The sequence below is a fragment of the Streptococcus sp. SR1 genome (assembly GCF_000526075.1).
Lineage (GTDB): Bacteria > Bacillota > Bacilli > Lactobacillales > Streptococcaceae > Streptococcus > Streptococcus halitosis.
On the sequence record NZ_JATR01000004.1, the window covers coordinates 22285 to 44212 of the forward strand.

The 21928-nt window shown below is 39.4% G+C and carries 20 protein-coding genes; 17 read left to right on the plus strand and 3 right to left on the minus strand.

Features of this window, described 5'->3' with window-relative positions; all coding sequences use genetic code 11:
• Positions 1 to 8: 8 nt before the first annotated feature.
• The 6 genes from HMPREF1518_RS01570 (at position 9) to HMPREF1518_RS01595 (ending at position 8563) form a co-directional block, all read left to right on the plus strand.
• Entirely contained in the window at positions 9 to 1991 is a 1983-nt protein-coding gene (locus tag HMPREF1518_RS01570) for an HsdM family class I SAM-dependent methyltransferase (protein WP_033583660.1), read from the plus strand.
• Complete coding sequence (rhuM, locus tag HMPREF1518_RS01575) at positions 1984 to 2994, plus strand: RhuM family protein (protein ID WP_033583661.1); 1011 nt, start codon at positions 1984 to 1986, stop codon at positions 2992 to 2994. Before HMPREF1518_RS01570 ends, rhuM begins: the two co-directional genes overlap by 8 nt.
• Positions 2987 to 4063, plus strand: a complete 1077-nt coding sequence (locus tag HMPREF1518_RS01580; RefSeq protein WP_033583663.1) for a restriction endonuclease subunit S — start codon at positions 2987 to 2989, stop codon at positions 4061 to 4063. The genes rhuM and HMPREF1518_RS01580 overlap by 8 nt, the downstream gene beginning before the upstream one ends.
• Positions 4056 to 4589: a restriction endonuclease subunit S gene (locus tag HMPREF1518_RS01585; RefSeq protein ID WP_033583689.1), complete on the plus strand. Its 534-nt coding sequence runs from the start codon at positions 4056 to 4058 to the stop codon at positions 4587 to 4589. The genes HMPREF1518_RS01580 and HMPREF1518_RS01585 overlap by 8 nt, the downstream gene beginning before the upstream one ends.
• Positions 4582 to 7233, plus strand: coding sequence for a valine--tRNA ligase (locus tag HMPREF1518_RS01590; protein WP_033583665.1), 2652 nt, complete (start codon positions 4582 to 4584; stop codon positions 7231 to 7233). The genes HMPREF1518_RS01585 and HMPREF1518_RS01590 overlap by 8 nt, the downstream gene beginning before the upstream one ends.
• A gap of 94 nt (positions 7234 to 7327) precedes the next feature.
• Positions 7328 to 8563, plus strand: a complete 1236-nt coding sequence (locus HMPREF1518_RS01595) for a DNA cytosine methyltransferase (RefSeq protein ID WP_033583667.1) — start codon at positions 7328 to 7330, stop codon at positions 8561 to 8563.
• Positions 8564 to 8614: 51 nt separating this feature from the next.
• On the opposite strand, the gene HMPREF1518_RS01600 is transcribed toward HMPREF1518_RS01595, so the two are convergent.
• A complete protein-coding gene (locus HMPREF1518_RS01600) occupies positions 8615 to 10399 on the minus strand; it encodes an ATP-binding protein (protein ID WP_033583669.1) in 1785 nt (594 codons plus the stop codon).
• 366 nt (positions 10400 to 10765) lie between these two features.
• Here HMPREF1518_RS01600 and rpoE point away from each other — a divergent pair, with 366 nt between their 5' ends.
• From rpoE to HMPREF1518_RS01650, 10 genes are all read left to right on the plus strand, one after another.
• Entirely contained in the window at positions 10766 to 11356 is a 591-nt protein-coding gene (rpoE, locus tag HMPREF1518_RS01605) for a DNA-directed RNA polymerase subunit delta (protein ID WP_000418415.1), read from the plus strand.
• A gap of 317 nt (positions 11357 to 11673) precedes the next feature.
• Positions 11674 to 13281 carry a CTP synthase gene (locus tag HMPREF1518_RS01610; RefSeq protein ID WP_033583671.1) on the plus strand — a complete coding sequence of 536 codons (1608 nt, stop codon included), beginning with the start codon at positions 11674 to 11676 and terminating at the stop codon, positions 13279 to 13281.
• Positions 13282 to 13456: 175 nt separating this feature from the next.
• Positions 13457 to 13756 (plus strand): DUF4651 domain-containing protein, encoded by a 300-nt coding sequence (locus tag HMPREF1518_RS01615; protein WP_033583672.1) that lies wholly within the window; start codon positions 13457 to 13459, stop codon positions 13754 to 13756.
• The gene (locus HMPREF1518_RS01620) at positions 13753 to 14070 is read left to right on the plus strand and encodes a thioredoxin family protein (RefSeq protein ID WP_033583674.1); all 318 of its coding nucleotides are present in this window, start codon (positions 13753 to 13755) and stop codon (positions 14068 to 14070) included. The genes HMPREF1518_RS01615 and HMPREF1518_RS01620 overlap by 4 nt, the downstream gene beginning before the upstream one ends.
• 15 nt (positions 14071 to 14085) lie before the next feature.
• Positions 14086 to 14712, plus strand: coding sequence for a YtpR family tRNA-binding protein (gene ytpR / locus HMPREF1518_RS01625; protein ID WP_033583675.1), 627 nt, complete (start codon positions 14086 to 14088; stop codon positions 14710 to 14712).
• 41 nt (positions 14713 to 14753) lie between these two features.
• Positions 14754 to 15515, plus strand: coding sequence for an SDR family oxidoreductase (locus HMPREF1518_RS01630; protein WP_033583676.1), 762 nt, complete (start codon positions 14754 to 14756; stop codon positions 15513 to 15515).
• Positions 15516 to 15592: 77 nt separating this feature from the next.
• Positions 15593 to 15988 (plus strand): single-stranded DNA-binding protein, encoded by a 396-nt coding sequence (locus HMPREF1518_RS01635; RefSeq protein WP_000282442.1) that lies wholly within the window; start codon positions 15593 to 15595, stop codon positions 15986 to 15988.
• Positions 15989 to 16143: 155 nt separating this feature from the next.
• Entirely contained in the window at positions 16144 to 16428 is a 285-nt protein-coding gene (groES, locus tag HMPREF1518_RS01640) for a co-chaperone GroES (protein ID WP_033583678.1), read from the plus strand.
• Positions 16429 to 16443: 15 nt separating this feature from the next.
• Positions 16444 to 18066 (plus strand): chaperonin GroEL, encoded by a 1623-nt coding sequence (gene groL / locus HMPREF1518_RS01645; RefSeq protein WP_033583680.1) that lies wholly within the window; start codon positions 16444 to 16446, stop codon positions 18064 to 18066.
• A gap of 125 nt (positions 18067 to 18191) precedes the next feature.
• Positions 18192 to 18959: an epoxyqueuosine reductase QueH gene (locus HMPREF1518_RS01650; protein ID WP_033583681.1), complete on the plus strand. Its 768-nt coding sequence runs from the start codon at positions 18192 to 18194 to the stop codon at positions 18957 to 18959.
• A 70-nt stretch (positions 18960 to 19029) separates the two neighbouring features.
• Here the strand turns inward: HMPREF1518_RS01650 and ntdP are convergent, their stop codons facing one another.
• Together ntdP and recX are read right to left on the minus strand one after the other, a co-directional pair.
• Positions 19030 to 19563, minus strand: a complete 534-nt coding sequence (gene ntdP, locus HMPREF1518_RS01655; protein ID WP_000775318.1) for a nucleoside tri-diphosphate phosphatase — start codon at positions 19561 to 19563, stop codon at positions 19030 to 19032.
• An 88-nt stretch (positions 19564 to 19651) separates the two neighbouring features.
• Complete coding sequence (gene recX, locus HMPREF1518_RS01660; RefSeq protein ID WP_033583683.1) at positions 19652 to 20428, minus strand: recombination regulator RecX; 777 nt, start codon at positions 20426 to 20428, stop codon at positions 19652 to 19654.
• A 37-nt stretch (positions 20429 to 20465) separates the two neighbouring features.
• Here recX and rlmD point away from each other — a divergent pair, with 37 nt between their 5' ends.
• The gene (gene rlmD, locus HMPREF1518_RS01665) at positions 20466 to 21836 is read left to right on the plus strand and encodes a 23S rRNA (uracil(1939)-C(5))-methyltransferase RlmD (RefSeq protein ID WP_033583685.1); all 1371 of its coding nucleotides are present in this window, start codon (positions 20466 to 20468) and stop codon (positions 21834 to 21836) included.
• Positions 21837 to 21928 lie beyond the last annotated feature (92 nt).

The window sequence follows — 21928 nt, forward strand, 5'->3', positions numbered from 1 at the left end:
GATGAATAATGGCAAAAAAAGAAGTAAATACTGATTTATGGGTTCATGAACTTTTAAAAGAAGCAGGAATCCGTGAAAATTTTGATGCGCAGGGAAGTAATGTTAAAGAGATTAATGAAGCACTGAAGACTGCTTCGAAAAAAGGGACTGGAAATTCAGGCTTCCCAGAATACGTTGGAATTGTTAAAGACTTCTTAATCATTATTGAAGATAAACCTGGATTATCAAAACATATCAATTATACAGATGATGATTTGATTGCTGATGATGTCAAATCAAATACAGACTATGCAGTAAACGGAGCGGTCTTTTATGCTAAACATTTAGCAGATAAGGTTAGTTACAAAAAAATCATTGCTGTTGGAATTAGTGGCAATGAAAAAAAACATCGCATTACTCCTGTTTTTGTAAATGAACGTGGTGAATATTTTGAACTTGCGGATATTGAGACCCTTATTTCCTTTTCAATAGATAATATTGATGAGTATTACGTAAAAGAGATTCTTCAAGAAGAAACCAATTTTGAAAAAGAAACTGCTGAAATTTTAAAAGATGCCGCGACTTTACACAATGATTTGAGAAATTACGGCAATATTGAGGAAAAGAACAAACCTCTGATTGTTTCAGGAATTCTGTTAGCATTGAGAGAAACGGAGCATGGAAACTTCTCTCTGGAAAGTTTAACTGGAGATACTGTAAAAACAGACGGCTCAAAGATTTATACTGCCATCAAGTCTAACCTTCAGCGCGCTAATGTGTCTCCTGAAGTAAAAAAAGATAAACTACTTAGTCAGTTTGCTATCATTAGAGACGATGTGAAAATTAATGAAAAAAATGCTAATCTAGGTAAAACACCTATCAAACATTTCACAGAATTTCTTTATAAGAGTATTTATCAAAGTTTAAGATATAACAGTTCTGCTGAAGATTATCTAGGTCGTTTTTACGGAGAATTCATGTCTTACTCTGGAGGAGATGGCCAGAACTTAGGCATTGTTTTAACACCAAAGCATATCACGGAACTGTTTTGTGATTTGGTTGATTTGAAACCGACGGATAAGGTTTTTGATCCGACTTGCGGTACAGCAGGCTTCCTAATCGCTGCTATGCATGATATGTTAACAAAAGCAGAAAATGATTCTCAACGTGACCAAATTCGGAAACATCAGCTCTTCGGGATTGAAGAACAATCTTATATGTTTACAATTGCTACGACGAATATGATATTACGAGGTGATGGGAAAAGTAACCTTGAAAACCAAGACTTTCTACGCCAAAATCCTAGTAAGCTTCAGCTAAAACAATGCAACGTTGGTATGATGAATCCGCCATATTCAATGGGTTCGACAGCCAATACAGATCTGTATGAAATCAACTTTACAGAACACCTGTTAAATTCTTTAGTTGAAGGTGCTAAGGCGGTTGTCATCGTTCCTCAGTCCACCTTTACAGGGAAGACCAAGTTTGAAAAAGAAACTAAACAAAATATTTTAAAACACCATACTTTAGAAGGTGTTATTACACTTAATAAAAATACCTTTTATGGCGTGGGAACAAACCCTTGTATTGCAGTATTTACAGCTGGTATACCGCATCGTCCGGAAAAAGAATGCAAATTTATCAACTTTGAAAATGATGGTTTTGAAGTCTCTAAACACATCGGTCTAGTTGAAACAGCTACGGCTAAAGATAAAAAACAACACTTGCTTGATGTCTGGTTTGATTGCACTGAAGCAGAAACTAAGTTCTGTGTTCAAACAACGATTGAAGCTGATGATGAGTGGCTCCACTCTTTCTATTACTTTAATGATGAAATTCCTTCTGAGGAAGATTTTCAAAAGACCATTGCAGATTATCTAACTTTTGAAGTCAATATGATTACTCATGGACGAGGTTATCTTTTCGGAATAGAAGAGAAAGAGAATTACCAAGAAATTACCGATATTGAGGAACTTCCGATGGTAGCGGAAAAAGGTGACGATTATGAATGAAATTTCTAATTTTGTCCTATATACGACACCTAATGGTGATGTTAATTTAGATATTCTATTACAAGATGAAAATCTTTGGTTGACACAAAAAGGGATTTCTGAGTTATTCGGAGTTTCTAAATCAACGGTTAGTCACCATTTATCAAATATTTATAGTGATGGCGAGTTAGACAAGCTGGCAACTGTTCGAAAATTTCGAACAGTTCAAAAAGAGGGTAGTAGAGCGGTTCAGCGCGAATTGGAGTATTACAATCTTGATGCCATTATATCAGTTGGTTATCGCGTCAATTCAACAAAGGCGACACAATTTCGAATTTGGGCAACTAATACTTTAAAAGAATTTATTATTAAGGGGTTCGTACTTGATGATGAGCGTCTTAAACAGGGACAAACGGTCTTTGGTCAAGATTACTTCCGTGAACTCTTAGAGCGAATCCGTTCCATCCGTGCCAGTGAACGCCGTATTTATCAGCAAATAACCGATATTTTTGCGGAATGCGCTATTGACTACGATAGAAATTCTGAAATCACTAAGAATTTCTATGCCATGGTGCAGAACAAGTTTCATTTTGCTATTACAGGTAATACCGCTGCTGAGATCATTTATCATAAGGCAGACGCTGATAAGAAACAAATGGGATTAACGACTTGGAAGAATGCACCAGATGGCCGAGTACTGAAATCGGATGTAACAGTTGCTAAGAATTATTTGCAAGAAAGCGAAATCCGTCAGCTAGAGCGTACCGTAACCTCTTACTTCGACTATATTGAAGGTTTGGTTGAACGCCGTAATACCTTTACCATGCAATCTTTGGCGGAAAGTATTGACCGCTTCCTTTCTTTTAATGAATATGAAATTCTAGAAGGAAAAGGATCTATTTCTAAAAAACAGGCAGACGAGAAATCCAGTCAAGAATATGAGAAGTTCAACCGTACCCAGAAAATCGTATCGGATTTTGACAAGCAAATCAAAAAACTAATGGCAGGTGACAAAGATGAGTAAGTTAAAATTGACGGATGTGGAGTGGGGAGAGTTTAAAGTAAAAGATATTTTTGAAGTAACTAATTCAAAACCTTACCATAAAAATAATCTTAAAATCACTAAAAAGGGTATACCATATATTACAAGAACATCTTTTAACAATGGCTTAGAGGAAATAGTTGAAAATATAAATGTTCATAAAAATCCTAAAAATACTATAAGTCTCGGAGCTGAAAATGCAGATTTCTTTTACCAGTCAGTGGAGTATATTACTGGAAATAAAATGTATATTATCCAAAATGATAATATTTCCAAAAACGTAGGGATATTTTTGGTTCAATCTTTTAGAAATAGTATAAAAGACTGTGGTTTTGGATATGGAAAAGGTCTGACAGGAACTAGATTCAAAGAAAGAATCGTAATTTTGCCGATGGATTCCCAAGGTCAGCCTAACTGGCAGTTCATGGAAGATTACATCAAGCAGGAACAGAAGCAACAAGTTCAGAAAATCATTGATTATTATGAGCGTAAATTGGTTGAGCTAGCTGGAGATGTGGCAGGACTAGACAAGGTAGAATGGAAAACATTTCGTTTCACTGAAGTTTTTCAAGAAATTCAAAGAGGAAAACGTCTGACAAAAGCTAATCAGACAGATGGTCCTAAACCTTATATTTCCTCAACTTCCGAAAACAATGGTGTAGATGCCTTTATTGGAAATGAAACAGGGGTTCGGAAATTTGAAGATGTCCTCACTCTTGCCAATAGCGGAAGTGTCGGTTCCACTTTTTATCAGCAATTTGAGTTTGTGGCTAGTGATCACATAACAGCTTTAAAGTCTGAGAATGCAGACAAATACGCTTATCTATTTTTATCTACCGTTGTTAAACGCTTAGAAGAAAAATATTCTTTTAACAGAGAGATTAACGACACCCGTATAAAAAGAGAAAAACTCATTCTTCCAGTTGATAAAGAAGGTAACCCTAATTTCCAATATATGTCTGACTTTGTGAAAAAATTAGAACTGGATAAAGCCCAAGAAGTGCTCGAATATATATATATATATATATATCAGAGTGAAGAACATTCTTGAAGAAAAAGTTTGTGAAATTTCTTGGAAAGATTTCTGGATTGAGGATGTTTGTGAGATTAAATCAGGCGTTCGTTTGACAAAAGCAAATCAAGAAATTGGATTGAGACCATTTGTAGGTGCTAGCGATAGTGATAATGGAGTTACAGCTTTTGTATCTAATACAAATAAAAGTCTTGATGCAAATGTACTCGGTGTAAATTACAATGGTAGTGTTGTTGAAAATTTCTATCATCCCTACGAAGCCATTTTTTCTGATGATGTCAAACGTTTGAAATGGAAGGACGAGATATACGGAAACAAATATACCTACCTTTTCTTGAAACAAATGATTTTGTCGCAAAAAATCAAGTATGCCTATGGTTATAAATTCAATGGCGAACGCATGAAACGTCAAAAGATTATGTTGCCAGTTACTAAAACTGGATTGCCAGATTATGACTATATGACTTCTTATATGAAAAAACAAGAATTAGAACAAATTTTTAAGATATTGAACTACTTAAACAAGGAGAACACACATGTCTAAAGAACTTTCACCTAAATACAATCCAGCTGAGGTTGAGGCTGGCCGTTACCAAAAATGGCTTGATGCCGATGTTTTCAAGCCTTCAGGCGATCAAAAGGCTAAGCCTTATTCGATCGTTATTCCACCACCAAACGTAACTGGGAAACTTCACCTTGGTCACGCTTGGGACACGACTCTTCAGGATATCATCATCCGTCAAAAACGCATGCAAGGTTTTGACACGCTTTGGCTTCCAGGGATGGATCACGCTGGGATTGCTACCCAGGCTAAGGTTGAGGAGCGCTTGCGTGGTGAAGGCATTTCCCGCTATGATCTCGGTCGTGAAAAATTCCTCGACAAGGTTTGGGAATGGAAAGACGAATATGCCACTACCATCAAGGAACAATGGGGCAAGATGGGGCTCTCTGTAGACTACTCTCGTGAGCGTTTCACTCTTGATGAAGGTTTGTCAAAAGCTGTTCGTAAGGTTTTCGTGGACCTTTACAAGAAAGGCTGGATCTACCGTGGTGAGTTTATTATCAACTGGGACCCAGCAGCTCGCACAGCCCTTTCTGATATCGAGGTCATTCACAAGGACGTGGAAGGTGCCTTCTACCACATGAACTACATGCTAGAAGACGGCTCACGCGCCCTTGAAGTGGCGACTACTCGTCCTGAGACCATGTTTGGGGACGTTGCTGTTGCGGTCAATCCAGAAGACCCACGCTACAAGGACTTGATTGGTAAAAATGTCATCCTTCCAATTGCTAATAAATTGATTCCAATCGTGGGAGACGAACACGCTGATCCAGAGTTTGGTACTGGTGTCGTGAAAATTACACCTGCCCACGATCCAAACGACTTCTTGGTTGGTCAACGCCATAACTTGCCACAAGTCAACGTCATGAACGACGACGGAACTATGAATGACTTGGCCTTCGAATTTGCAGGCATGGACCGTTTTGAAGCTCGTAAGGCAGTCGTTGCTAAGTTGGAAGAAATCGGTGCCCTTGTTAAAATCGAAAAACGTGTCCACAGTGTTGGCCACTCAGAGCGTACAGGTGTTGTGGTTGAGCCACGTTTGTCTACACAATGGTTCGTCAAGATGGACCAATTGGCCAAGAATGCCATTGCCAACCAAGATACAGAGGACAAGGTAGAATTCTACCCACCTCGTTTCAATGATACCTTCCTCCAATGGATGGAAAATGTCCACGACTGGGTTATCTCTCGTCAGCTCTGGTGGGGTCACCAAATCCCTGCTTGGTACAATGCCGAGGGTGAAATGTACGTCGGCGAAGAAGCTCCAGAAGGCGACGGATGGACTCAGGACGAAGATGTCTTGGATACATGGTTCAGTTCTGCCCTTTGGCCATTCTCAACTATGGGCTGGCCTGATGTTGACTCAGAAGACTTCAAACGTTACTTCCCAACTTCAACCTTGGTAACAGGTTACGACATCATCTTCTTCTGGGTGTCTCGTATGATCTTCCAATCCTTAGAATTCACTGGCCGTCAGCCATTCCAAAACGTCCTTATCCACGGTCTTATTCGTGATGAGCAAGGACGCAAGATGTCTAAGTCTCTCGGCAACGGGATTGACCCAATGGATGTTATCGAGAAATACGGTGCCGATGCCCTTCGTTGGTTCCTTTCAAACGGTTCTGCACCAGGGCAAGACGTGCGCTTCTCTTACGAGAAAATGGATGCTTCATGGAACTTCATTAACAAGATCTGGAACATCTCTCGCTATATCCTCATGAACAATGAAGGTTTGACCCTTGAGCAAGCAACTGCCAATGTGGAAAAAGTTGTTAACAAGGAAGCTGGAAATGTCACAGACCGCTGGATTCTCCACAACCTCAATGAAACGATCGGCAAAGTCACTGAAAACTTTGATAAGTTTGAGTTTGGTGTGGCTGGCCACATCCTCTATAACTTTATCTGGGACGAGTTTGCGGACTGGTATGTTGAGTTGACCAAGGAAGTCCTTTATAGCGATAACGAAGAAGAGAAAGTCATCACACGTTCTGTTCTCCTTTATACTTTGGACAAGATCCTTCGACTCCTCCACCCAATCATGCCATTCGTGACAGAGGAAATCTTTGGACAAATCTCAGAAGGCTCTATCGTCACAGCGGAATACCCAACTGTTAACCCAGCCTTTGAAGACCTTGAGGCTCACACTGGTGTAGAAAGCCTCAAAGACTTGATTCGTGCTGTTCGGAATGCGCGTGCGGAAGTAAACGTAGCACCAAGCAAGCCAATCACGATTCTCGTGAAAACTAGCGATAGCGACTTAGAAGCCTTCTTTAACAGCAATGTCAACTATATCAAACGCTTCACAAATCCAGAACACTTGGAAATCGCATCAACCATCCCTGCACCAGAACTCGCAATGTCAAGCGTCATCACAGGAGCAGAAATCTACCTGCCTCTCGCAGACCTCCTCAATGTCGAAGAAGAACTGTCTCGTCTCGACAAGGAACTGGCTAAATGGCAAAAAGAACTGGACATGGTTGGTAAGAAGCTCTCTAACGAACGCTTCGTAGCCAATGCCAAACCAGAAGTCGTCCAAAAAGAACGCGACAAACAAGCCGACTACCAAGCTAAGTACGACGCGACCGTCGCACGTATTGATGAGATGAAGAAGTTGGTGAAATAAACTATAAACCTCGGCAATTTGCTGGGGTTTTTGGTATAATAGGTAATAGTGTGTATTTGATTTAATATATTTTATTTATTTAAAAGGCTTAATTATGATTAATATAATAGATTTATTTAGCGGTGCAGGTGGATTAACTGAGGGATTCAGAAATCAGCGATATAAAATATTGGGACATGTAGAGAAAGAGAAAGCAGCTTGTGAAACTTTAAAACTTAGGGAAGTATATTATTATTTAAAGGAAAAAAATAAATTAGGACTTTATAATGACTTTTTAAATAGTAAGACTAGTATAGAGGATTTGTTGAAACATGTACCTCGAGAAAAATTGAATAAAATTCTTAACTTTGAAATTAGTCAAGAAAATATTCACAGTATTTTTAGTTTTTTTGATGATTTAGGGGAAAACGTTGATGGAATCATAGGAGGTCCTCCATGTCAAGCTTATTCAACCATTGGAAGAGCTAGGAATGCTAGTAAAAAGTCTTCAGATGAAAGAATCTATTTGTATAAATTTTATATACATTTTTTAAACAAGTATCAACCCCAATTTTTTATTTTTGAAAATGTAAAAGGATTATTGAGTTTTAGAGATGCTGATGATGAGTTTTTATTACCTAGAATGAAAAAAGAATTTGAAGAGGCTGGCTATTCTTTAGGTTATGAAGTTTTAAATACTAAAAACTATGGTGTCCCACAATCAAGAGAAAGACTTATTATTTTTGGAGTGATGAATGAGAAAAAAGAACTTATTCAAGAATTCTTTAAAAATCTTAAAAAATATGAAGAAAATGAGGTGGATGTTAAAACAGCTTTTCAGGGATTACCTAGTTTAAAGGCGGGAGAAGTAAACAATTCTTATACAAATTTATCAAATGATTATGTTGAACAAAATTTTTTACAGGATTCTAAAACGCCATTAACTCAAAATATTGCAAGACCAAATAATAGCAATGACTTAGCAATTTATAAAATTGTAGCAGAAGCTAAGAAAAATGGTAAAAATATTAAATATAGTGAACTTGACTCAAAGCTAAAAACCCATAAACATACGGATAAATTTTTGGACAGGTTCAAAGCTCTTTCATGGAATTCTCCATCACATACAGTAGTTGCACATATTTCAAAAGATGGTCATCATTATATTCATCCAGATACAAAACAAAATAGATCAATTACTGTGAGAGAGGCAGCTAGATTACAGGGATTTCCAGATAATTACTATTTCTTAGATTCTAGAACCAGCGCTTTTACTCAAATTGGCAATGCTGTACCTCCAATTTTTAGCAAAAAGATGGCTGATACGATTTTAACATTGGAGTTTAAATAAAAATCAACATATGTTCGTCATATAGAGATTGAACATATGTTGATTTTTTAGTTACAAAAGATCGAATGCAGCAAGAAGTTGAGAAGCTACAGCATCCCATATTGTTTTTAAGGTATTAAATTGAGGGAAATTATTAGCATCATGCATTAATGTATTTAAATGCTCTGTTGCTCTTATACTTGAAAATTCGTCAATTAGGCTTTGAACTCTATTTGGGGCTATTTTTCCTTTTCTAGAAAGCAGTCGAACCATGGTTTCATACTTAACTTTAAACGAAAGTTTGTCAACTTCATTTTCGGCAGTTAGTGTTTTTGGACGGTTATTTTCTATTATTAGATTATGAGTACTTGCTTCCTCCCAGTAGCGTTTCAATAATGTTGTTGTTGTACTTTCAATCATAGCACGTAGTAGTAGGCCTTGGGTTAGAATGAATCGATTGATATCTTTATCTTCTGCTGCTTCTATCATCTCCTCTCTTAGCCTTCGGATTTTAGTACCAATATTTTGTGGAACTCTAAAATTAGCTGGGACTAGTTCTTTATACACACTGTGATCCTTTTTATATGAGGTAGTTGATTTTATTGCAGAATCTAAAATATTTTGTTTCGTTTTTTCTGGGACATCAACATCATCATTTTCTAATGCTTTGCTAATTTTATTGATGCTTTCTTTGTCTTCGGTTGATAATGTGGTTTCTGCTAAAGAAGGAGTTTTTTGAATATTTTCTTGCGCTTTTTTTTCTTTTGCTTCGGAACGTCGCTTTCTCCATTCTCTTTGAACAATCCCAATTAGTTTGTTAAGATTTTCTTTGATTTCTATTAACTCCTCATCAGCTTCCCATCTAATCGATTGTCTATCTGTTGAAATAAAATCTTTTTTATTATCATCATCAAGAAAATCAATATTAAAGTACCCAGCTGCATAGCTATAGAAATTATCATTTGCTCTATCTTGAAATTGTGTAACAGATTGTTCACTTGCTAGCTTCCCTCTAGATAATACTGAAAATCCACGTTGATTTGCTTGTAAAGGTGTTTTCTTGGTATAAATAATCCCGTTTATATGAAACTCTTTAAGTTTATGAATGGCTACTTGAGACTGCTTATTTGTAAGAGTTTCAAAATCATCTGGAAAAGAAAAAGTAAACTCAATTTCGTCTTTCTTAGGTCGTATACTATTGATAAATACCTCTTCATCTAATTCCTTAATGGTACCGTCATCGCTTGCTAAAGTTACTAAAAAATCTGTACGGGAATACTTGTTAAATCTTTTAGAAAGGCTATCATATAATGTATCGATTTTAGTCAGATTTTTTAAAGTAATGTCTTTAATGGTTATTTTTGTACCATTTGGTTCGTCGGTTTGAACATTATAATGGATTGTTTTTGGATGATAGGTATTATTTGATGAGCCCTGTATGTCATTATAATTCAATTCAAAAGAGTTTAGTTTCTTATTTTGAATGCTATCAATAATAATTGTATTAGCAATACCAAATAAAGCTAGTTTTCCAAGTCCTTTTTTTCCTGTAACTTTTCTGCCGTTTTTCGATAGTCCGGTTTCATTTTTTTTATCATTTATTTTATCTGTCAATCGTCTATTTCTAGCAATGGTCAAAAAATTTTCATTCAGCTCTTGTGCTGACATACCATTGCCGTCGTCTGATACGGTTATTATTTTTTCTCGATAATTAATATGAATTTTAACATTATGGCTATCAGCATCCCAAGAATTGCTGATGAGTTCGGCAATTGCCTGTGGTAACTGTTTATATAATCCAATACCTAGATGTTGAATCGTTGCAGCATGGTAGTTAAGTGTAAATTCTTCAGACATATCGGACTCCTGTGTTTAATATTTTGTTAAATATAGTATATCATATTTTAAAAGTAAAATATCGTTAATACTGGTCATTCATTTTGATTCAAATCTATTTTGTATTGGATTCATAATAGTAGTTTGACAACACGGTAAGTGCTGCTGCAACAACATTTATTATTTTTTTGACATAAGCTTCCTCCAAATAATATTTTTAAATTTACCATGTGATAAAATCAATTGATTTTTACTTAATAAATCATAGATAAATCTATTTTAACCTTTGACTATTCTGCAAAATTATCGTACAATAAAGAGTACATGATAAAATGAGGTCAGAGTCTGTTTGCTCTGGCGATAGTAGTATAAATGAGGAGAAACGCTTTGGAATTAGAAGTATTTGCTGGGCAAGAAAAAAGTGAACTATCTATGATTGAGGTAGCGCGTGCTATCTTGGAACTTCGTGGTCGCGATCATGAGATGCATTTTAGCGATCTTGTAAACGAAATTCAAAACTACCTTGGAACATCAAACAGCGATATCCGCGAAGCTTTGCCTTTGTTCTACACAGAGTTGAACTTTGACGGTAGCTTCATCTCTCTTGGAGACAACAAATGGGGTCTTCGTTCATGGTATGGTGTGGACGAAATCGACGAAGAAATCATCGCTCTTGAAGAAAGTGATGACGATGAAGTAGCACCAAAAGCTAAGAAAAAACGCGTCAATGCCTTTATGGATGGTGATTCAGATGCCATTGACTACAATGCGGATGATCCAGAAGATGAAGATGCGTACGAAGCCGACCCAGCTCTTTCATATGATGACGAAAATCCAGATGATGAGAAAAATGAAGTGGAAGCTTACGATGCGGAAATCAACGAAATCGCCCCTGATGACTTGGGTGAAGACGTGGATCTTAACGAAGAAGACGATGAGTTTTCAGACGATGACGCTGAAACGAGTGAAGAAGAGTAAAATGCCTTTAAAAGGAGATCGCTGGATCTCTTTTTTTGTTGCTTGAGCAGGTCGTCCGTTTGGATGCGAACCTTTAATTGGTTTTCTGAAAACAATCTCCTTTTTTCATGTTTTACCAATTCGGGTTGACAAATGTTCTGCTTTAAGGTATCATATTGTTCGGGCACCTCTTTTAGAGGTCGGGGCTCCCTAGTTACTAGGGAGCTATTTTTGTTTTTTCAGGAAATTTTTCTTGAAAAGTCGTTATTCATAAGGGTCTTGTTTTCGATCTCCCCTCGTAGTTAACAAGACCTTGAGCATTTTAGAAAGAGGAATCTATGTCTACGAAATATATTTTTGTAACTGGTGGTGTGGTATCGTCTATTGGGAAAGGGATTGTCGCAGCAAGTCTGGGTCGTCTCTTGAAAAATCGTGGTCTAAAAGTAACCATTCAAAAGTTTGACCCTTATATCAATATCGATCCGGGAACTATGAGTCCTTACCAGCACGGGGAAGTCTTTGTGACAGATGATGGGGCTGAGACCGATTTGGACTTGGGTCACTATGAACGGTTCATCGATATCAATCTCAACAAATATTCCAACGTGACAACTGGTAAAATTTACAGTGAAGTTCTTCGTAAGGAACGACATGGAGAATACCTTGGGGCAACTGTCCAAGTCATTCCTCATATCACAGATGCTTTGAAGGAAAAAATCAAGCGTGCTGCTGTAACGACAGACTCGGATGTCATTATCACAGAGGTTGGTGGAACCGTTGGAGATATCGAGTCCTTGCCATTCTTAGAGGCGCTTCGTCAGATGAAGGCAGATGTGGGTGCAGATAATGTTATGTATATCCACACAACCTTACTTCCTTATCTAAAGGCTGCTGGTGAGATGAAGACCAAGCCAACTCAACATTCTGTAAAAGAATTGCGTGGTTTGGGAATCCAGCCAAATATGTTGGTCATTCGTACCGAGAAACCAGCTGGTCAGGGCATTAAAAATAAACTAGCTCAGTTTTGTGACGTAGCTCCAGAAGCTGTTATTGAATCTTTGGATGTTGAACACCTTTACCAAATTCCATTGAACTTGCAGGCACAAGGCATGGACCAAATTGTTTGTGACCATTTGAAGCTAGACGCGCCAGCAGCGGATATGACAGAGTGGTCAGCCATGGTGGATAAGGTCATGAACCTGAAAAAACAAGTCAAGATCTCCCTCGTTGGTAAGTATGTGGAGTTGCAAGATGCCTACATCTCAGTGGTCGAAGCCTTAAAACACTCTGGTTATGCCAACGACGCAGAAGTGAAGATTAATTGGATCAATGCCAATGATGTGACAGCAGAGAATGTAGCAGAGCTCTTGTCTGATGCGGACGGAATCATTGTGCCAGGTGGTTTCGGTCAACGTGGTACGGAAGGGAAAATCCAAGCCATCCGCTATGCGCGTGAGAATGATGTCCCAATGTTGGGTGTCTGCTTGGGAATGCAGTTGACTTGTATCGAGTTTGCTCGTAACGTTTTAGGTCTTGAAGGGGCCAATTCTGCAGAGCTTGCGCCAGAAACAAAATACCCTATTATTGATATCATGCGTGACCAGGTTGATGTTGAAGATATGGGTGGAACCCTTCGTTTGGGACTTTATCCATCTAAGTTGAAACGTGGCTCTAAGGCAGCAGCTGCTTATCACAATCAAGAAGTGGTGCAACGTCGTCACCGTCACCGTTATGAGTTTAACAACGCCTTTCGTGAACAGTTTGAGGCGGCAGGTTTTGTCTTTTCAGGAGTTTCTCCAGACAATCGTTTGGTAGAAATCGTTGAGATTCCTGAAAATAAATTCTTTGTGGCTTGTCAGTATCACCCTGAACTTTCCAGCCGTCCAAACCGCCCAGAAGAACTCTACACCGCATTTGTCACTGCAGCAGTTGAAAATAGTAACTAGTTATCTTCTAATCTCTGAGAGCAATCTCAGAGATTTTTTAATCCATTCAGGAAATTCTTGTTAACTCAGGCGCTTGGCGAAAAGAATCAGAAGTTTTCTTTCTACAGTAATGGATGAGATTTTCCTTGCTCGTATACGGCTTCCCTATTTGTCCTAGAGCCCTTTTTGTGTTACAATGAATGGTATGAAAGCTAAGAAATTATGGATGACTGGCTTGACTGTGGCTGGTCTAAGTGCCCTTGCTTTGGGGGCTAAAAAAGCAGCAGATAATCACAAGCTCATGAAGACTCAGGAAGAGTTGACCGCTATCGTGCGCGAACTTTTCTCAGATATGGGTGAGATTGCGACTCTCTATGTTCAAGTCTACGAGAGTAGCCTAGAGCGACTTGTCGGAGGAGTCGTTTTCGAGGATGGTCGTCACTATACCTTTGTCTATGAAAATGAAGACCTGGTCTATGAGGAGGAAGTCTTATGATTACTCCCAATAGTATAGAAGAACTAGCAGGTTTTGTAGAGCAAGATGGCAAGAAGGTCTTCCTTTTTGTGGCGGACTGGTGTGGCGATTGTCGTTATATCTATCCAGCCTTGCCAGAGATTGAGGAAACCAATCCAGAGTTCACCTTTATTCGAGTGGACCGAGACCAGTATCTGGATCTGGCCAAACTCTGGGATGTGTACGGCATTCCTAGTCTTGTTGTGCTAGAAAAGGACAAGGAAATCGGCCGATTTGTCAATCGTGACCGTAAAAGCAAGCAACAAATTAACGACTTTTTAGCAGGACTGAAATAGGAGAAAAAGGAAACAATGATTTTTACATATAACAAAGAGTATGTTGGCGATGTCCTTATGATCATCGTGAAAAACAGCGGAGATGCCAAGTTGGACGTGGAACGCAAAGGCAAGGTTGCCCGTGTTTGCCTCAAAGAAAATGGGGAAACAGTAGCTTGGAATATTTTCGAAGTTTCAAGTTTGTTTGAAATTGCAGAGCGCGGTCAAGTCTTTTTGACAGATGAGCAAGTCGCTCGTTTGAACCAAGAGTTGCAGGCGGAAGGTTTTACAGAAGAAATTGTCAATGACAAGGAACCTAAGTTTGTTGTTGGTGAGATTGTCGAGATGGTCGCTCACCCAGATAGTGACCACCTTAACATCTGCCAAGTTGCAGTTGCAAGTGACAAGACAGTGCAAATCGTTGCAGGGGCTCCCAATGCGCGTCTTGGCCTGAAAACCATTGTAGCTCTTCCTGGAGCAATGATGCCAAAAGGAAATCTCATTTTCCCAGGCGAACTTCGTGGTGAGAAGAGTTTTGGCATGATGTGTAGCCCTCGTGAATTGCATCTACCAAATGCTCCACAAAAACGTGGGATTATTGAATTATCAGAAGACCAAGTTATCGGAACTCCATTTGACCCAGCCAAACACTGGACTGCCTAGGAAATTGTCAGTATTTGATAGACCAGATAGAGGGGGAAAAGATGGCAAAAAATGTAGTAATTACAGGAGCGACCTCAGGAATCGGTGAAGCGATTGCGCGTGCTTATCTAGAGCAGGGGGAGAATGTCGTTCTAACAGGGCGACGGACAGACAGACTAGATACCCTCAAGTCAGAGTTTGCAGAAATTTTTCCTAATCAAACAGTTTGGACATTTCCACTGGATGTCACGGATATGACCATGGTCAAGACTGTCTGCTCCGATATTCTGGAAACGATAGGGCAGATTGATATCTTGGTCAATAACGCTGGACTAGCTCTTGGCTTGGCTCCCTATCAAGACTATGAAGAGTTGGACATGCTGACCATGTTGGATACCAATGTCAAGGGGTTGATGGCAGTCACTCGCTGTTTCTTGCCTTCTATGGTAGCAGCCAATCAAGGTCATATTATCAATATGGGATCGACCGCAGGAATCTATGCCTATGCTGGGGAAGCTGTTTACTCAGCCACCAAGGCTGCTGTCAAGACTTTTTCAGATGGTTTGCGAATTGATACCATTGCAACAGATATCAAGGTAACTACTATTCAGCCAGGAATTGTCGAAACAGATTTTTCTGCGGTACGTTTCCACGGTGACAAAGAGCGTGCTGCGACGGTTTATCAGGGGATCGAAGCCTTGCAGGCACAAGACATCGCAGACACTGTTGCCTATGTGACCAGTCAACCCCGTCGTGTGCAGATTACAGATATGACTATTATGGCCAATCAACAGGCGACAGGTTTCATGGTTCATAAAAAATAAAAAATTTCTTCGAAAAGTTACAAATTTCTGTAACTTTTTTTGATTTCCTGCGAATAGATAAGTAGGAGGAAGAAAATATGTATAATAAAGTTATTCTTATTGGACGTTTAACGTCTACACCAGAATTGCACAAAACCAACAATGACAAGTCAGTGGCGCGAGCAACTATCGCTGTGAACCGTCGTTACAAAGACCAAAACGGTGAACGTGAAGCCGATTTTGTAAATATGGTCCTATGGGGCAGACTAGCAGAAACTTTGGCAAGCTACGCAACCAAAGGCAGTCTCATTTCCGTTGATGGAGAATTGCGTACCCGTCGCTTCGAGAAAAATGGCCAGATGAACTATGTGACCGAAGTTCTTGTTACAGGATTCCAACTCTTGGAAAGCCGCGCCCAACGTGCCATGCGTGAAAATAACGCAGGTCAAGACTTAGCAGACCTAGTCTTGGAAGAGGAAGAATTGCCATTTTAAGCATTAAAAAGTCTGAGTTTGTCTCAGGCTTTTTATCTTGCCAAAGTCAGACTTTTTTCTTGACTATTTCTGACCAAGTGATACAATAGAACTATAAATTAGCACTCAGATATAAAGAGTGCTAATAATATGTAGTTTATCATGGAGGAAAACAGATGTTGAAACCATTAGGAGACCGTATGGTCTTGAAAATCGAAGAAAAAGAACAAACTGTTGGAGGCTTTGTCCTTGCAGGATCAGCCCAAGAAAAAACAAAAACAGCCCAAGTTGTAGCTACTGGACAAGGTGTTCGTACTTTGAACGGTGACTTGGTAGCTCCAAGCGTGAAGCCTGGAGACCGTGTTTTAGTGGAAGCCCATGCAGGTATTGATGTCAAAGATGGCGATGAAAAGTATATCATCGTAGGCGAAGCCAACATCTTGGCGATCATTGAAGAATAGAAGGAGAAAGTAAGTATGTCAAAAAAAATTAAATTTTCATCTGATGCTCGTTCAGCTATGGTTCGTGGTGTCGATATCCTTGCAGACACTGTTAAAGTAACCTTAGGACCAAAAGGTCGTAATGTTGTGTTGGAAAAATCATTTGGCTCACCTTTGATTACCAATGACGGTGTGACCATTGCCAAAGAAATTGAATTAGAAGACCATTTTGAAAATATGGGTGCCAAATTGGTATCAGAAGTAGCTTCAAAAACCAATGATATCGCAGGTGACGGAACAACAACTGCAACAGTCTTAACTCAAGCTATCGTCCGCGAAGGAATCAAAAACGTCACTGCAGGTGCCAACCCAATCGGTATCCGTCGTGGGATTGAAGCAGCAGTTGCCGCAGCTGTAGAAGCCTTGAAAAACAATGCCATTCCAGTTGCTAATAAAGAAGCCATTGCTCAGGTTGCTGCTGTATCTTCTCGTTCTGAAAAAGTCGGTGAATACATTTCTGAAGCCATGGAAAAAGTTGGTAAAGACGGTGTCATTACTATTGAAGAATCACGTGGTATGGAAACAGAACTTGAAGTTGTTGAAGGAATGCAGTTCGACCGCGGTTACCTATCGCAGTACATGGTGACAGATAGCGAAAAAATGGTGGCTGATCTTGAAAATCCATACATTTTGATTACTGATAAGAAGATTTCAAATATCCAAGAAATCTTGCCACTTCTAGAAAGCATTCTTCAAAGCAATCGTCCACTCTTGATTATTGCGGATGATGTAGATGGCGAAGCTCTTCCGACTCTTGTATTGAACAAGATTCGCGGAACCTTCAATGTCGTAGCTGTCAAGGCTCCTGGATTTGGTGACCGCCGTAAGGCTATGTTAGAAGACATCGCTATCTTGACAGGTGGAACAGTCATCACAGAAGATCTTGGTCTTGAGTTGAAAGACGCTACTATTGAGGCGCTAGGTCAAGCAGCGAGAGTAACTGTGGACAAAGATAGCACGGTTATCGTAGAAGGTGCTGGAAATCCTGAAGCTATTTCTCACCGTGTTGCGATTATCAAGTCTCAAATTGAAACTACAACTTCTGAATTTGACCGTGAAAAATTGCAAGAACGCTTGGCAAAATTGTCAGGTGGTGTCGCAGTCATCAAGGTCGGAGCTGCAACTGAAACTGAGTTGAAAGAAATGAAACTCCGCATTGAAGATGCCCTCAACGCTACTCGTGCAGCCGTGGAAGAAGGAATCGTTGCAGGTGGTGGAACAGCTCTTGTAAATGTCATCCCAGCCGTAGCTGATTTGGAATTGACAGGAGATGAAGCAACAGGACGTAATATTGTTCTCCGTGCCTTGGAAGAACCTGTTCGTCAAATTGCCCACAATGCAGGATTCGAAGGTTCTATTGTTATTGACCGTTTGAAAAATGCTGAAGTTGGTACAGGCTTCAACGCAGCAACTGGCGAATGGGTCAACATGATTGAAGAAGGAATCATCGACCCAGTTAAAGTGAGCCGTTCAGCCCTTCAAAATGCAGCCTCTGTAGCCAGCTTGATTTTGACAACAGAAGCAGTCGTAGCCAATAAACCGGAACCAGCAGCCCCAGCTCCAACAATGGATCCAAGCATGATGGGCGGGATGATGTAAAAGTAACTTATAAAAAACACAAAAGAAGGGAATACATATCCCTTCTTTTTATGATAATCACTTCTAAATTGGATTGAGCTCTCCTAACTTATATGATAAAATAAGACTAGAAAAAGGAGAAGAACATGATCGATGTAGAAGAAATTCTGAGCAAGATGAATCCCAATCAGAAGATTAATTATGACCGTGTCATGCAGAAAATGGTTCAGGTTTGGGAAAAAAATGAGGAACGTCCCACTATTCTCATGCATGTTTGCTGTGCTCCTTGTAGTACCTACACCCTAGAATACCTGACAAAATACGCTGATGTGACTATCTATTTTGCCAATTCCAATATCCATCCCAAGGCAGAATACCACAAGCGAGCTTACGTCACCAAGAAATTTGTCAGTGATTTCAATGAGAGGACAGGAAATACGGTCCACTATTTAGAAGCGCCTTATGAACCCAATGAATACCGGAAGTTAGTCAGAGGACTGGAAGAAGAACCCGAAGGTGGCGATCGTTGCAAGGTTTGTTTTGATTACCGTTTGGATAAAACAGCACAGGTAGCTATGGACTTGGGCTTTGACTACTTTGGTTCAGCTTTGACCATCAGTCCCCATAAGAACTCTCAAACCATCAACAGCATCGGAATCGATGTGCAAAAGATTTATACCACCCACTATCTTCCAAGTGATTTCAAGAAAAATCAAGGCTATAAGCGCTCGGTGGAGATGTGCGAGGAGTATGATATCTATCGTCAATGTTATTGTGGATGCGTCTATGCGGCTCAAGCTCAGAACATTGACCTTGTTCAGGTTAAGAAGGATGCCACGGCTTTCTTGTTGGATAAGGATGTTGAAAAAGACTATTCCCACATCAAGTTTACTGTGACTAAATTAGATATATAGAAATCAACCCAGTCGAAAAGCTGGGTTTTTCAAATAAAAAAACCAGGGCTCTCACCCCGGCTTGACAACTTTACCGATTCTTTAGTTCTATGTAGCGTTTGTACCAAATGTTGACATAGGCCTCTGAGAAAGGACCGCGTCCATTGTTGATCCAATCAACAAGGATTTTAACATGCTCTTTCAAAATATAGTCTAAATCATCAGAATACTTCATTTTGCGTTTATGGCGCTCATACTCTTCAACGTCCAAGAGACGCTTTTCACCATCAGTGAAGACCTTGACATCCAAATCATAGTCAATGTATTTCAGGGCTTCCTCATCTAGATAGTAGGGACTAGCCATATTGCAATAGTAGGAAATCCCATTATCGCGAATCATAGCAATGATATTAAACCAATATTTTTTGTGAAAGTAAACAATAGCCGGTTCTCGAGTCACCCAACGACGACCGTCACTTTCGGTAACTAGTGTGTGGTCGTTGACGCCGATAATGGCGTTCTCTGTTGTTTTTAGTACCATGGTGTCTCGCCAAGTACGGTGAAGACTCCCATCATGCTTATAACTTTGAATTGTAATAAAGTCGCCTTCTTTTGGAAGTTTCATAACTAACCAACTTTCTACAATTTATAAGTTTATCGTTTACTATTATATCATAAATCGGTCTATTTTTTTTGAATTTTACACGAAAATGTTAAAGATATTCTCTGAGAGCGCTGGCTATATCCGAAAAATCATAGCCTTTTCGGGCTAAAACTTGGGTTAAACGCTGTTTAAGTTCGTATCCTTCATACTTTCGAGCATACTTAGCATATTGTTTGTCTAGCTCTTTAAAAATGAGTTCTTGAGTCGTTTCTTGGCCGACTTGACTATCCAAGTCATCAAAAGCATTTTTAGCATCAGAATAGGAGAAGCCTTTGTTCGTCAAGCTTTGAATGATCTTATCCTGCAAGGCACGAGCGGGAAGCTTTCCCATGTATTTTTTAAGAAGTTTCTCCGCCACACGTTGAGCAACCTCTGAAAAATCAAAATCCTTTAAAACCTCTTCAATCGTTGATTTGACAATCCCTTTTTGAGACAGTTTTTGAGCTAGCACATAAGGTCCCTTATCTCCAGAAAGTTGATTTGCGTTGATAATAGAGTAGACATACTGACGATCATTTATCCAGTTGTCTTCTTTAAGGTTAGCGATAACCTGACTAGTGATTGTTTCATCAATATCATACTTTTTCAGATACTCTCTCACATCCTTTTCAGTACGAGCCTTGAAGGATAAATGGTAGAGAGCGAGGTTCTTACCATAAGAAAACTGAGCAAAGCCCTGTATCTTGGTCAGTTCCTCTTTGCTAATGACCTTATCTCGAGACAGCATAAAACGGACAATAGTATCTTCCGTGATATAAGAGGTTTGCTGATGATCTAGCTCCATCAGGTAGAGGCGTTTTTTCTTTTCAAGTTTTGTGATTTTCATAGTTCTATTATACCTTAAAATGTGATAAGATAGGGGTATGAATCTGAAAGTCAAACAAAAAATACCTTTAAAAATCAAGCGGATGGGTATCAATGGTGAGGGAATCGGTTTCTACCAGAAAACCCTCGTTTTTGTGCCTGGCGCCCTCAAAGGAGAAGATATCTATTGTCAGATTACTTCTATTAAACGTAACTTTGTCGAAGCCAAATTGCTAAAGGTTAATAAGAAGTCTAAATTTCGAGTCGTGCCAGCTTGTACCATTTATAATGAATGTGGTGGTTGCCAAATCATGCACCTCCACTATGATAAACAGTTAGAGTTTAAAACGGATCTGCTCCATCAAGCCCTGAAAAAATTTGCTCCTGCAGGATATGAAAACTATGAAATCCGTCCAACTATCGGAATGCAGGAACCAAAGTACTACCGTGCTAAGCTTCAATTCCAGACTCGAAAATTTAAAAATCAGGTCAAGGCAGGTTTGTATGCGCAAAACTCTCATTACCTCGTAGAGTTGAAAGACTGCTTGGTGCAAGATAAGGAAACCCAGACAATTGCGAATCGCCTAGCTGAACTTCTTACTTACCATCAAATCCCCATCACCGATGAGAGAAAAACGCTCGGCGTTCGCACCATCATGGTACGTCGAGCAAGAAAAACAGGACAAGTCCAGATAATCATCGTCACGAATCGCCAGCTAAATTTGAATCAACTAGTCAAAGACCTAGTCAAGGATTTTCCAGAAGTCGTCACAGTTGCAGTCAATACAAATACAGCAAAAACAAGTGAAATCTATGGTGAAAAGACGGAAATTATCTGGGGCCAAGAGAGTATTCAAGAAGGAGTACTTGACTATGAGTTTTCTCTCTCGCCCCGAGCTTTTTATCAGCTTAATCCTGAGCAGACAGAAATTCTCTATAGTGAAGCAGTTAAGGCTCTGGATGTCAGCGAAGAGGATCATCTGATTGATGCATATTGCGGTGTTGGGACAATCGGATTTGCCTTCGCAAATAAGGTCAAGAGTCTCAGAGGGATGGATATTATTCCAGAAGCCATAGAAGATGCTAAGCGAAATGCTCAAAAAATGGGATTTGACAATACCCATTACGAAGCGGGGACAGCAGAAGAGATTATTCCACGCTGGTATAAAGAAGGCTACCGAGCGGATGCATTGATAGTTGACCCTCCTCGTACAGGCTTAGATGATAAGCTGTTGGATACCATCCTGACCTATGTTCCAGAAAAAATGGTCTATGTATCCTGCAATGTTTCGACCTTGGCACGAGATTTAGTTAAACTGGTAAAAGTCTATGATCTCCAGTATATCCAGTCAGTTGATATGTTTCCCCACACTGCACGAACAGAAGCAGTTGTTAAGTTAGTGAAGAAAAGAAAAAATCAACTTCACTGAAAAAAGATCTTGACAAAGTAGGAAAAGTAGGTATAATAGAAAGAGTTGAAAAGCTCAAGGTCCGTTGGTCAAGGGGTTAAGACACCGCCTTT